The organism is Shewanella sp. 11B5 (assembly GCF_002836795.1).
GTDB lineage: Bacteria > Pseudomonadota > Gammaproteobacteria > Enterobacterales > Shewanellaceae > Shewanella > Shewanella frigidimarina.
Genome location: NZ_PJAP01000271.1, coordinates 1 through 13,045, shown reverse-complemented (window position 1 = coordinate 13,045; position 13,045 = coordinate 1). Strand labels below are relative to the sequence as shown.

General features: G+C 41.7%; 11 protein-coding genes and 1 pseudogene. 6 read left to right on the top strand and 6 right to left on the bottom strand.

The annotated features are described in order from the left end of the window. Positions 1-13 precede the first annotated feature (13 nt). Positions 14-511 (bottom strand): annotated as a pseudogene (locus CXF78_RS04560) (type III PLP-dependent enzyme); the annotation flags it as partial. Between the two features lie 358 nt (positions 512-869). Here CXF78_RS04560 and CXF78_RS04555 point away from each other — a divergent pair. Then, a complete protein-coding gene (locus CXF78_RS04555; protein ID WP_102036110.1) occupies positions 870-1,703 on the top strand; it encodes a mechanosensitive ion channel family protein in 834 nt (277 codons plus the stop codon). Positions 1,704-2,294: 591 nt separating this feature from the next. Beyond that, a complete protein-coding gene (gene rbsK / locus CXF78_RS04550) occupies positions 2,295-3,512 on the top strand; it encodes a ribokinase (RefSeq protein ID WP_180957048.1) in 1,218 nt (405 codons plus the stop codon). A gap of 127 nt (positions 3,513-3,639) precedes the next feature. Here rbsK and CXF78_RS04545 read toward each other — a convergent pair whose 3' ends face one another. Continuing rightward, positions 3,640-4,614, bottom strand: coding sequence for a nucleoside hydrolase (locus CXF78_RS04545; RefSeq protein WP_102036108.1), 975 nt, complete (start codon positions 4,612-4,614; stop codon positions 3,640-3,642). Positions 4,615-5,222: 608 nt separating this feature from the next. On the opposite strand from CXF78_RS04545, the gene CXF78_RS04540 reads away from it, so the two are divergent. Together CXF78_RS04540 and CXF78_RS04535 are read left to right on the top strand one after the other, a co-directional pair. Continuing rightward, positions 5,223-5,639, top strand: coding sequence for a hypothetical protein (locus tag CXF78_RS04540; RefSeq protein WP_102036107.1), 417 nt, complete (start codon positions 5,223-5,225; stop codon positions 5,637-5,639). After that, entirely contained in the window at positions 5,636-5,830 is a 195-nt protein-coding gene (locus tag CXF78_RS04535) for a helix-turn-helix transcriptional regulator (protein ID WP_011638847.1), read from the top strand. The genes CXF78_RS04540 and CXF78_RS04535 overlap by 4 nt, the downstream gene beginning before the upstream one ends. An 82-nt stretch (positions 5,831-5,912) precedes the next feature. On the opposite strand, the gene CXF78_RS04530 is transcribed toward CXF78_RS04535, so the two are convergent. Beyond that, on the bottom strand, positions 5,913-6,794 hold the full coding sequence (locus CXF78_RS04530) for a radical SAM protein (RefSeq protein ID WP_102036111.1): 882 nt from the start codon (positions 6,792-6,794) through the stop codon (positions 5,913-5,915). 152 nt (positions 6,795-6,946) lie between these two features. On the opposite strand from CXF78_RS04530, the gene CXF78_RS04525 reads away from it, so the two are divergent. Next, positions 6,947-7,204, top strand: a complete 258-nt coding sequence (locus CXF78_RS04525; RefSeq protein WP_011638916.1) for a hypothetical protein — start codon at positions 6,947-6,949, stop codon at positions 7,202-7,204. 67 nt (positions 7,205-7,271) lie between these two features. Here the strand turns inward: CXF78_RS04525 and CXF78_RS04520 are convergent, their stop codons facing one another. Beyond that, complete coding sequence (locus tag CXF78_RS04520; RefSeq protein WP_102036106.1) at positions 7,272-7,931, bottom strand: thiopurine S-methyltransferase; 660 nt, start codon at positions 7,929-7,931, stop codon at positions 7,272-7,274. 98 nt (positions 7,932-8,029) lie between these two features. Then, a complete protein-coding gene (locus CXF78_RS04515; protein ID WP_041413224.1) occupies positions 8,030-8,377 on the bottom strand; it encodes a hypothetical protein in 348 nt (115 codons plus the stop codon). Positions 8,378-8,669: 292 nt separating this feature from the next. On the opposite strand from CXF78_RS04515, the gene CXF78_RS04510 reads away from it, so the two are divergent. Beyond that, positions 8,670-10,502 (top strand): protein kinase domain-containing protein, encoded by a 1,833-nt coding sequence (locus CXF78_RS04510; RefSeq protein ID WP_102036105.1) that lies wholly within the window; start codon positions 8,670-8,672, stop codon positions 10,500-10,502. Positions 10,503-10,626: 124 nt separating this feature from the next. Here CXF78_RS04510 and CXF78_RS04505 read toward each other — a convergent pair whose 3' ends face one another. Further along, positions 10,627-13,023 (bottom strand): zinc-dependent metalloprotease, encoded by a 2,397-nt coding sequence (locus CXF78_RS04505; protein ID WP_102036104.1) that lies wholly within the window; start codon positions 13,021-13,023, stop codon positions 10,627-10,629. Between the last annotated feature and the right edge of the window lie 22 nt (positions 13,024-13,045).

Genomic DNA, 13,045 nt, shown 5'->3' with positions numbered 1-13,045 from the left:
TTTTTTTTTCTTATTGGCAACCAAACTTTCGTGACAAAGGCCAGTCAGCAGTGTGTGTACCTTCAGTTAAAATACGCAAGTACACTTTTGAACCAGGAGCTTCTTCAGCAATCATGCGTAAATCGGCTTCAGAGTCTGAAGCAAACATACGTACGCCTTGTTCAAAGAATGATCGTACATCGACACGCTTCTTAATGGTGTTACCGTAGCTAATACGGTCTGCAGAAACACCTATCGACGTTACCATTTCAAGTTCGTAAATGGATGCGATATCAAAGTTTGAACCTTTATCTCGCAACAAGGTTAAAATTTCTTTGGCCGGATTTGCCTTAACCGCATAATAAATATTTGCGAAAGGAAAATTGTTAACCATATCATCGTATTGTTTCGCAACGATTTGGGTGTCAATAACTACAAATGGCGTTGGCTTATCTTTAGCAAATGCCTCAATGCGGTCAAACGTGTCCTTGTCATAATAATCTGCAACATCAATCGATTGAAATTGGCTCATTAGGCCAGTGCCTCCTGTAAGTAGGGCGATAAAAGTGTCATTACGAATCTGTAAAAACATGCGCAGTAAACGATATTTTCAATCAATACGCAACGAATTTTTATGCAAAAAGTATAATTTTTTATTCTTCGAGAAATATCAATAACACGCAACGTATTACTCGCTAAACTCACTGCGTTATTGATTGGTTTCTGCGCCTAGAAAGTATAGACATTTGCGAGAAAAATGCCCATTAAGTCATTAAAAATATTTTCACAGTGATGGCACTTAACACCCATCACAGATTTACACCTTAGAGTAAAAAGTTGTTATCATCCAATTTGATAACATCTTAACGTGCTTCAATAAGGAACATAGAATGAACGAACCCAGTTTAGATCAAGAGCTCCAACAACTGCAAAATGTCTATAGCGTCATCACTGAGTTTGTTGTTGAGTACAGCTTTCAAATTGCTGGTGCGATTATTATTTTCTTATTGGGGCTTTGGGTGGCAAACAAAGCGGCCAATGTTGTCGCTGCTCAACTGAAAAAACATAACATTGATATCACCCTCAGTAACTTTGCTTCCAACTTAGTTAAAATCATCATTATTGTGATGGTTGCCGTTATCTGTTTAGGAAAATTAGGCATTAGCGTAACACCAATGGTGGCTGCTATTGGTGCCGCTTCACTTGGAGCTGGCTTGGCATTACAAGGAATGTTATCTAATTACGCAGCCGGCATTACCATTATTGTCACCCGCCCTTTTGTGGTTGGAAATACCATTGAAATTAAAGGTGTCAGCGGTGTGGTTGAAATAATTAAACTGGGCCAAACCATATTAACTAATGAAGAAGGCGAACAAATTAGTATTCCCAATAAGCACATTGTCGGCGAAATTTTACATAACTCATTCGCTTATAAATTGGTTGAAAACAAAATAAATATTGATTACCACGCTGATGCCGATCATGTTATCCAATTAATTAATGACGTACTTGCCGCTGCTCCGGCAATTTATCAAGACAAAAAACCATTAGTCGGCATCAATGGATTTAATACTGTGGGTATAGAGATTGGCGTACGTTACTGGGTTCCGACAACACGCTATTTCGAAGAGAAGTACCACACTAACCTCGCAATAATCAAAGCACTCAATCAAGCCAAAATTAAGATACCTTGCCCGGTAAAGGAAATACATTTACAGCACTAGTTTTAGTAGATCTAGTTTAATAACGAGAGTATTCATTCTGCTGCTGGTACTCTTCACTGTGTAAAGTATTACGATTGTAAGTGCAGCAAATAAAACGCCAATAAAGCAACGGTAGCAGTTTTAATCCATTCAATCTCACTGGCCCTAACAATCTGAATTGGGCCGACAAACTATTGCCGCCAATGGATATTCACCCGAGGCTCTATTGAATTAAGCAATTCACGCGCTGTAGTGGGAAGCTCCGCAAAAGAATGTATTGAGAATGATAGTGCCGATGCAATAAGTCAGAATAATCAACAAGTTTACCCCTGTAAGAACACTTACTCACCTACGCTTACTCTCCATACATTTATTATCCAAAGCTACTGCGAACAGTATGAATATTATAGTGTGTGAAATAACCCAACCTCTTCTTTATTATGTACATTCAATGAAGCTCATGCAGCTAAGCTCATTGAATTTTTGTTGTCGAATCATTCAGTAGCCCCAAATTGGCAATAACGGATAGCAAACGAACCAACTCGTTCACTTTGCATGTTAAGCTCTTGTCTTTATCACAACTTATTTTCTGCAAAAGCACTATATTTCATTATGAAAAAACTAAGTCGAAATGAAAGACTGGCTGTTATTCTCAAGTTGCTTAACATGCATAAAGAACTGTCTAACCAAAAAATATCCACATTACTGGCGGTAACCGCTAAAACGGTTCGTTGTGATCTCGTTCAACTGGAAAAAGACGGCCTGGTAAAACGAGTTCATGGCGGAGTCTGTCAGTCTGAAGGGGTGGATATCAAAAAGTATAGCTTGGATGCCATGCTGGCAGAATTACTCGACCGCAGCATACTGAACGACAGCATGGCACTCGACTCAAACCAAGGTAGATTAATCAAAATGAAACATAATGTATTTGTACTTGGCTCATTCAATGTCGATATTGTTGCGAATCTAGCACGTTTCCCCCTACCAGGTGAGACCTTGCATTCAAGTAGCAGCAGTATTGGCGCTGGCGGCAAAGGGGCAAACCAAGCTTATGCTGCGGCTAAAAATGGTGCCAATGTTAGCTTCATGACTAAAATTGGTACTGATCAATTTAGCCAATTTGCGCGCCAACATCTCAGCAGTACCGGCATAGACAATACGATTATCCTCGAGTCCTCAACTAGCCCGACTGGTACCGCGCTGATTTATGTTAGTGAACAAGCTGGCGAGAATATGATTGCGGTCAACGAAGGCGCAAACATGACGCTGACCGATGATGAAATACACTCAGCCAAACAGCATATTATTAATGCACAACTGTTTTTAACCCAACTTGAAACCAACTTTGATGCTATCAAGCTCGCGATGAGCATTGCCAAAGACAACGGTGCTAAAGTGATCCTCAATCCGGCGCCATATCATCAAAGAACTCTCGAGTTATTACCTTTAGTTGATATGATCACTCCTAATGAAACAGAAGCTTCGTTAATGACTGGGATCTCAGTAACCGATCTAGACAGTGCTAAGCAGGCCGCTATTGCAATACATGCCTTAGGCGTAACGTCGGTGGTGATTACTCGCGGATCTGATGGAGTATTACTTTATGAAAACGATCAATTTACCCTAATCGAGGTGTTAAAAAGCGCGGTTGTTGATACCACTGGTGCAGGCGATGCTTTTAATGGCGCTTTGGTCGCCGAGCTTGCTAGAGGCAGTACACTGCATCAGGCCGCTAAATATGCCAACGCTTATGCGTCACTCGCTGTTGAGCGCCTAGGCGCAGCAAACATGCCAGATGGCTCACTTGTCGCAGCTAGACTTAATGCTTAATCGCGAGTGCTGATTTCTAATGTAAAGCGCTAATGTAAAACACTAGAGTCGAACGCCCATGAAAAAGCGCAGTGATTACTGCGCTCGTTTTAGGTAAGCGATATTAGTCCGCCAGATGCCGACAGTGCTATTTCATCCTTGCGGCATAACTGATAATACTGTGGCGATATAATTCCAACAGTTCGGCATCTTTCACCGTAACAGCAACCTGTTGTGGTGCTTGGTTCATCCATTCATCATGCGGGTAAACACGGTCATCAATTTTCTGAATGGTCATCCCTTCGGCAACACCATCGACAACCACTCTTATTGGCCCAGCTCTAAGCGTGAACAGCTCTGGATTAATCACATAGGCAATGGCGGATGGGTCATGCACGTGGCAAGCTTCTAAACCCACTTTTTCACTATAAAATCTCAAATAGAACCGGCTAACATCCCAAATAAATTGGCCAACTTCGCCTGAATCGTCACGTAATTGGTCAAGATAATCACGAGTAAAAAAGCTTTGTTCAGTCACGTCTAAACCAATCACGACCACAGGCCATGAGGCAGTCAACACCATATCGGCAGCATGAGGATCATCGTGTACATTAGCTTCGGCAAAAGGGGTCACATTACCGCGATGACCGTTCTCACCAAAAGCGCCACCCATAATGACCACCTTGTTAACTAAGTCGACAATGCTTGGGCCAGCCTGAAGCGCTAGCGCAAGGTTAGTTAACGGACCGATGGCCACTAAAGTAATCTCACCAGGCTCCGCCTTTACAGCGTCAATGATGTATTGATACGCAGGCCGCGGATCAGCTTGACCTTCTACTTCGGCTGGGACATTCACATCACCAAAGCCACCTTCTCCGTGTACAACGACAGTTGGGCCAACTGGAGGTCGAACGATAGGCTTACTCGCGCCAGTGACAATATCGGCTTGCAACTGAAATTTTTGTTTAAGATAAAGCGCGTTACGGGTCGCATTTTCAATGGTTACATTGCCATAAATAGTAGTAATAGCCTTAAGTTCAATATCGGGGTGTGCTTCGGCAAACAGAATAGCAAATACATCATCAATACCGGGATCTGTGTCTAATATTATTTTAGTTTTCATGGGGATCACTGTCCTACTTTTATTAAGTAAATCGATACACTATAAGGTTTTACTGAATATCCTGCTATGAGAATCACTGGCCTTTCAATGCATACCAACAAGATATTCGAAGATGATTAACGACTGCGACAAACGAACTGTTACAGGGTCTTGAGAGTCATTAAAGCCCTTGGCACTATACAAAAATAGTGCACAAAGAAGTGTGATTACTCGTCAAACTTTTATCTGTAAATGAACATAATGGTTCACTTACACTTGTGCAACTAACTATGACAAATGCATCAGCGATAACATCACTTTATTAAACACCTACAGATATTCATTTCAGGCGTAGATGAGTCAATCCACTCTACAGCTTAGTTTTGCCATCAATACATTCATTAACCTAATCTGGCTCAATAAGTTAGTTTTTAGCTGCAATGCAATGCACTGCACTAGTCCAATCATTTTGACTCAGTCATTAATGTAACCTCTTAACCCGAGTTGAGGTTAATTTACAACACATCAAAAAGTAAAGCTTACTTGACAACCACGAATAGATTGCTATAACTTAAAGTCAAGCTTAGTTGACATAATGACAACTAAGCACGACCAAAGGGATGTTGATAATGTCACCACTAACACACAATAAAGACTGGAAAAATACCAACAAACATAATACAACTCGTTTAGCTAAATGGACCCTAGCGTGGGTGATAAGCATGGCCGTCGCTAACTTTGGTCCACAATTTATTTGGCAGCAAGATTTAATCACCATAATGGCCATAGGCACTAATTTCATGATGGGTATTGGGATGATTTTAGCCAATAGACGCCAACTACTTGGCTTAGATGAATTGCAGCAAAAGATTCAATTAAATGCGATGGGCCTCAGTCTGGGGGTGGGGCTAATTGTTGGCTTGAGCTACTCAAATTTAGACACGACAAACTTAATAGCAGGTCACGCGGAAATTTCTCATTTGGTGATCATTATGGGGCTAACCTATTTAGTCGGTATTATTCTAGGCCATAGGAAGTATCAATGAAAAATCGCCTAAAAGTGCTCAGGGCAGAACAAGACTTGACCCAAGCACAACTAGCAGACTTACTTGATGTGTCCCGGCAAACAGTCAACGCGATCGAAACCGGTAAGTTTGATCCGAGTTTGCCATTGGCCTTTAAAGCGGCACGTTTATTCAAGTTACCGATTGAAAGTATCTTTGAAGACGAGCAATAAAGCTAAGGCTGTCACTAAGCAGAAAATACAGGCTAGTTAATTAACCCATTAAATAAACTGGTTAGTATCATTGTAAATGCAGCTACAAACCCCGTTGCCATTCTTGTCGCAACGGGATCATTCCGTGTAATGCCTGCTCAATTTGAGTGATTAATGCAGACTTATCTTTGCCTAAAATACCTTTAAGCACTAAATAGTTCGAAGCATGATCTGAACGAAAAATGGTTTTATCCAACTTCAGATGGCTCAATAGCGTGTGCATTTCTGTCAATAAACCGCTTTGATCTGGCAATACAAACTTACCATCAAAAACATTATCCATGCGCTCAGTTCCCAGCGGTAATGTTACCACCAGTGTGGATAAATAATCGGGCTGAGCCGCATTCATTAATTCAGCAGAGGCTATCGCATGTTGACGAGATAACTGCACACCACCTAATCCCATGAGAATCATCACTGATGATTTTATGCCTGCTTGGCTAATCTTCTGTAACGCAGCTAAAGATGAGGCAAACGTTTCGCCTTTTTTAATGCGTCCAAGCACTTCATCATCACCGCTTTCACAGCCAATATACAAAATAGATAAACCCATTTGTCGTAATTGTGCTAATTGCTCAACCGTTTTATTGCTTAGGTTACGCGGGAGACAATAACTGCTAATCCGAGTGACATGAGGCAGATGAGTATTAATCAATTCACAAATCGCTTTTAAACGATTAAACGGTAACGTCATCGCATCACCATCGGCTAAAAAAACACGGTTAAATGGATAACCAGATGCGGCAGCAGTAATAATATCATCTTCAATTTTATCGAGTTTCTGTGCTCTAAACTGTTTTTGTGGCTGGGTATACATGTCGCAAAAACTGCACTGATTCCAGCTACAACCATTGGAAACCTGTAAAATTAATGACTTTCCTTCTGAAGGAGGACGAAATACTGGTTCAATGTAATTAAGCATCAGAGTGTCCAAATTGATGAAAATGTGAGTTAGCTAATGAAATTTGGGATTTTTCATACAAAATGCGTTCAAAAAACTATCATTCAAAAGTATTATTGTTATAGTAATGTTGTAAATAATAAATAAACAATTCAAAAGACTTAGGTGAAAGGATTATGACTCAAGTTGCATACCAAATAAATGATCGACGTGACAAGGATGTAATTCATCACGATGAGCATTGGAATTTAACCACAGCAGACCAAAAACTCGCACTGTATGACTTACATCGTTATGGTTATCGATTATTGTTCGTTCGTCATATGCTTAAAGGGCCAGTCGCTGTCATTAGTCAGCAAGATGATATCGCAGCCATTTACGCCGACGGTGAAGTCGATTTAAGGCCCTTAATTACTCTTAGAGAATCTCACTAACGCCTTTAAAAATGATTTCACGTTATAAAAAAACCTACCGATGTTATGGGTAGGTTTTAGCGTCTCTTTATGATTTTCGAGTTAACTTATAAACGGCTTCATTAAGCCAAGGCACGTGTTTATTCATAAACCTCGGATTGTCAGCCAGTACATCAACACACTCCAACAATTCAACATCAAAATATGGCGTTAAATAGCTTTCAACCCAACGTGGACTGACTGCAAATGGTGGCCCTTTTAGAGTCTCTTGTAAGTAATCTAGGGTGATTAATAAGCCACTTACATTCGCCGGTATAAGCGCAGCGAGTGCTTTAACATATTGTTGGCGCATTTCTTCTGGCCAAGCAATCAGGGCAGCACGATCGTAAAAACCACTAATCGACGATGTTGCACTTTTAGGGAGAGTAAAAATATCACCTTGATATAAGGTCACTTGATCAGTAGAAAAGACCACATGTTCGTCGGTATGATTGACTTGATAAGTCAGACCATTGTCGGTAAAAAATTGTTCAACCGCGAGGGTATTGAGTTCACATCCAAGCACAGTATGACGCTGCTCGGCCAAATAAAACATATCCAACGATTTACCACATAGAGGAACGAATACCTCAGTGTTTTCATTCAAACCAATATGCGACCAATATTTTACTAAAAAAGGGTTCACTTGGTTTTGGTGAAAACCAATTTGTTGTAACTGCCATTTTTCATGCCAAAAGCTGGGTTCCATGATGCTATTCTTCAGTCAAGTTGCTAATGAGATGCAGGCTACTTTAAAGACTAAAAAAAATGGATGCAACCTCCCTTGATGATTTGGCATTCAACTTACTAGGCTTTACCGTCTAGAGTCATTTGTACTTGCCTTAACCAACGACAGTTTTCACATTGGCACTTTCTACGCGACATATGATGCGGGCTTAAATTTGAGTCAATGTAATCGACCGCGATTAATAATTGTTGCTTTAATTGGTCAACCGACTTCATTTCAAGCGCAACCATTTCATCGTTATGATTAATCCACAAACACTCCTCTCCCTGATGACAGGTTATGCATTGCTCATCACTTTGATTAAAAAACACTGCATGGGGACAATGGGTAACTTCCATTGATTGTAAAATTCGCTGCCGAGGAAAATTAAACAACTGAATTAAATCAGTTTTATTTATATTATGCATATAACCTCTCATAAAATCGTTAATTAACTATTACAGCCATAGTACCTAGTGTTGATTGATTTTGATTTGATATAGGTCAAGGTTTACTTATCGTAATTTTTTAGATAGGAAGCGACCATTTACAAATCAAAAAGCTTGCTCACAAAACAATACTGGGCGGTTTTTAGTAAAAGAACAGCCATGTTTAAATAGACTGCGCTGATGTGTGGATGGAATCTGTTGTTTTATATAAGAAGCACTTGCCGCAGTAAGGTTAATCAAGGTTTAATGGGCTTAAAAAGGAGGCTTACCTTTGCAAACACCGCAACTGCAACACTTTTATATCAATGAAGAGCAGTCCATCTACCTGCTCAGCGCCAATGATGCACGCAAGCATAAGGCCTGGATCCGCTTGTGTAAGCAACAGCTGAGTAAATTGGGATATCAGCAAATTGAATTTATTGGTAAGGGAGCCTATGGCTTTGTGTTTGCAGGTATCAATGAATTTAGCCAATCACATGTGTTTAAATTCTCAAGGGTAAATTTACCTCAAAGCGTCCAAGATAGGCTTGAAGAAGAAGCCTATATGCTTAGCCAAGTAAAACACCCAAACATACCAGGGGCGATAAAATTTGAACGGGTTGGTAAGCAAGGCATTTTAGTAATGGAGCGGGCTCAAGGCGAAGACCTCGACAAGATTTGCCAACGATTAGGCGCTTTGCCACCAGTAATGGTCGTCAGTATCGCAAGACAATTAGCCAATATTTTATATTATCTTCGTAAAGGTAAGCCTTTAGTGCATGGCGATATTAAGCCATCTAACTTGGTTTATGATATTGAAACCGACAAGTTGTCGTTAATTGATTGGGGCTCTGCGGTATTTGCTCAGCGAGATGAACACGGCCGCGCGGTTGATGACAATGTCATGTCCTTACTATCAAGCGACCAACAGCACACTAACGCGCGTATGGGCGATGTGTATTTTATTGGTGACGAACAATTGAGCGGTGCGTTATCTACGCCTCGATTTGACGAACAAGGCGCTGCTGCAACCTTATATGCACTCGCGTCAGGACAAATTAGTCGTTTCGGCACAAAAATCATTCCAGCAACCAGCATAGGGTTACCTATCGAACTGGCAAAAACACTTGATGCAATGCTCAGTGATGATGTTGAACGGCGCAATCTTGCGGGTGATTACTTTCTCAAAAGTCTACGCCACAGTCATCGAATGCATTTGCCGATACTATCCATGCCCCCCCTCGCCCCCGACATTCCGGTATGGGCTCAACCGCGTTCGAAAGCCGTCGAAACCGTAAGTTACAGCTCGCGTAAATCGTTTTTGAAAGAGCACAATACTCAAGATCCCATTGCCAAAATGGATGATGTGCAATTAGAGAAATATTATCGCAATTTTATGGTGGGTATGGCCGATACCGAAAAAGGCTTTATTGCCGCAGTAGGCCGTTTAGCACAGTATCCTATCGTCGGCGGTTTGGTGATCCATTGGCAAGAGTCTGGCGTGTTTATCGACTCCAATTTAGCCATCTACGATCCAGACAGTAAAGCGCCGCTCGTGTTAGCGGTAAATAATATGGTCACCATGGCGCGAGGAATTAAGCGGATTGGGGTGTTCAAAGCTTGCTTTTTTAATGCCAAAGACACCTTACACCTTGAGCGAAAAAGTACCGAGCACCAATATAAAATAACCGGTGAACTGCAAATGCCGTTTGAAGTCGGTGATGTGCCCACCTTGGAAGATAAATCTCGGCTGCACTCATACTTTGAAGACGGTAAAGATCCGGAAGAAAACTTGGAACTGCCAGCAGAAATCATGACTGAACTTGGGTGGTTAAATCAAATCCATCATACTGGCTGTATTATCTTTGAAGCATTACCAAACCATTTAAAAATCCACAGTTATTTACGTTTATTAAATCCACGAAAACAGGCAGCATTTCGAGCCTGTTTGGATAGAATTATGACTCACGCAAATAAAATTCAAGGTCATGGTATTTCAGGTTTTATGAAACTGCCCTATAAAAACACCCGTCAATTTAGCCATATCGATCGTAAAGCAGATGATTTCTATCCTAGAAACCCTAAAGTCATCGTTGCAGAACCCACTTTACCGCAAACAAAATAGTCATATTCTAAACGCTATCATCAGGTTATTGCACTGATACAAAGCAATACGCGACCCTAATAGAGGTCGCGTATTGTCAGCTATACATCACTCAACACTCTCACCAAACACTATCAGCCAACACTTAAATTGGCGAGCCAGGAGGCAAGTCCATCGGCTTGGTGATTAAACGATAGGTAGGATCGGTCATGCCTTTCGTTACACCTTGAAACAGCCAATCGTAATGCGCCGATTGATAATCGCTGCCACGGTTACTGCGGCGCTTAAGCTGCTTAATAATATAGTCCACTCTTGCGGCTAACTGCGCTTTAACTTCAGGTACTGTTTTAGGGCTATGGTACGTTGCTAATAGACTATCAATCACCACAGTATTGACTCGCATTTGCATCGCTAGACCCTGGCCACTCGGTAAATCTTGATACAAACTGGCACCCGCAAGCTTATCGATTAATTGAACCACCGACAGTTGCTGACTGTCTTCCATATAAGCCTGACTGACACGGTTTAAACGTTCAGGGGTTAATAACTGCGTCACTATATGACGGCTCAACACTTCAGCCATCGCCACTGGATCGGTTATCACACCTAAGTTTGATCCAAAGCTTTCACGAGTTTTTCGATAATTACCGGCTTTTGGCACTAACGCTTGCAGCACATTATTTGGTACTAATAAGCTATCGGTTTGCAAGCTCGCCAATAATGCATCGAGTGCAGCAAGTTGCATTTTAGGACGAATATAATTCCAACGTACGCCAGAACCTACTTGTTGATAACTATAATCAGTCCCGCCAATCCACTTTGCAGCGGCTTCTATTTGATAACGCGTGAGCAAATATATAGGCACAAACACATCGGCTAATTCGCCATGAGGTTCATCGGCCAATAAAGCATCTGAATTAAAGTCCTCAATCGCTTTACGGCGCACTGTTTCTAAACGTACTAATTCCGCTACTGCATCGTTACCACGATCCCATAAACTGGCATACGCATTACTGGCACTGGCACTACGAGAGTCTGCTTCCCCAATATAACGAAAACCTTTAGTTAAGGTCGACGTTAACAAAGACTCGGTCTGCGTAAGGCCTCCATAACCATAGGCTATGGTGTATTTGTCCCACTCACCCATTCCTTCGGTGTAAGGCGTAGCAATATCAATGTTATCACCTTGAATACTCACGTACGGATGTGGGTAATCCATTACCGAAGCATTATCGTTTGTTGATGCTGCAAAATTATGGTCAAGCCCTAGGGTATGGCCCACTTCATGGGCAGCTAACTGGCGAATACGGGCAAGCGACAATTCCATGGCGGCATCAGCAGCGGCTTTACGATCAGGCCAACCAGCAGTGAGCCCTCGAGCAATGAGATGGTCTTGGCGTACTCTTAGGCTGCCAAGCGTGACATTACCTTTAATGATTTCACCGGTACGAGGGTCGGTTACTGCTGCGCCATATGACCAACCTCTTGTGGCGCGATGCACCCATTGGATCATGTTATAGCGCACGTCTTGAGGGTCTGCACCTTCTGGCAACAATTCAACTTTAAAGCCGTCAATAAAACCTGCATCAGTAAATGCGCTCTCCCACCAACGTGCACCTTCCAGTAAAGCACTTCGAATAGGCTCCGGTGCACCAGGATCAAGATAATACACAATAGGCTTAACCACTTTACTTGGAGCGTCACCAGGAGTGACTTTTTCTAATCTGTGGCGCAGCAAATGGCGTTGAGTCAGCGGTTGATCAACTGCAGTAGAATAATCGGCATATTCATCAGATAAATAACCGCTCATAGGATGATAACGACGAGGTTGATAACCCACATCTGGGAGTTGTATAAATGAGTATCGCACGCGAACAGACAACAATTTACCGTCTGGAGTAACTTGCTCAACTTGCTTGCCCGCTTTGCTGGCTTTAAAGGTTAAATTCACATCAATATCAGCATTACGTTCGAACGATTTAATCTTTTGCGGCAATATCACTGAGCGGCTACTGTCTAAGCTATACAGACCTTGCTTAGTTGCCGTTAATACATCAGACACACCATGCAAATCATTAATCACTAAGTCATTAATCGCAACTAGAGCCGTTTTGCCCTCGACTAATTTACCGCGCCATAAAATCGACTCAGCAAAAGCTTGCGTTACCGCTTGACGTTCGGCGACATTATCACTGGAGGCGCGAAAATAGGTATTAAGCTGCTTGAGCACAACATAAGGACCATGCTGTTCAAATTGTACCATTCGAGTTTGACCTAACTGGCCACGATCTAAACCGATATCATTCGAACCAACGCCATGAGGTAAACTGGTCAGCAATAGAAAGGGTTGATTGAGCTTATCCGCTTGCAAATAAAGCTGGGCAGATTTGGCATCGTAAAATAGATTAATAAAGCCTTTTGCCGCTTCAGCATTTTTGATTATTTTTTGGGCTGAGTCGCTGGCAGCTATTGCAGCGTTAGAAAGTAATGTTGCTGGTGTGACGGCCAGCAACAATGCCAATGAAATACTACGGCGGATCATAAATAATCTCCCTGTCGTTAAT

Coding starts and splice junctions, on each gene's coding strand:
- CXF78_RS04555 (WP_102036110.1), top strand. CDS start 870: ATGAACGAACCCAGTTTAGATCAAGAGCTCCAACAACTGCAAAATGTC.
- rbsK (WP_180957048.1), top strand. CDS start 2,295: ATGAAAAAACTAAGTCGAAATGAAAGACTGGCTGTTATTCTCAAGTTG.
- CXF78_RS04545 (WP_102036108.1), bottom strand. CDS start 4,614: ATGAAAACTAAAATAATATTAGACACAGATCCCGGTATTGATGATGTA.
- CXF78_RS04540 (WP_102036107.1), top strand. CDS start 5,223: ATGTCACCACTAACACACAATAAAGACTGGAAAAATACCAACAAACAT.
- CXF78_RS04535 (WP_011638847.1), top strand. CDS start 5,636: ATGAAAAATCGCCTAAAAGTGCTCAGGGCAGAACAAGACTTGACCCAA.
- CXF78_RS04525 (WP_011638916.1), top strand. CDS start 6,947: ATGACTCAAGTTGCATACCAAATAAATGATCGACGTGACAAGGATGTA.
- CXF78_RS04520 (WP_102036106.1), bottom strand. CDS start 7,931: ATGGAACCCAGCTTTTGGCATGAAAAATGGCAGTTACAACAAATTGGT.
- CXF78_RS04515 (WP_041413224.1), bottom strand. CDS start 8,377: ATGCATAATATAAATAAAACTGATTTAATTCAGTTGTTTAATTTTCCT.
- CXF78_RS04505 (WP_102036104.1), bottom strand. CDS start 13,023: ATGATCCGCCGTAGTATTTCATTGGCATTGTTGCTGGCCGTCACACCA.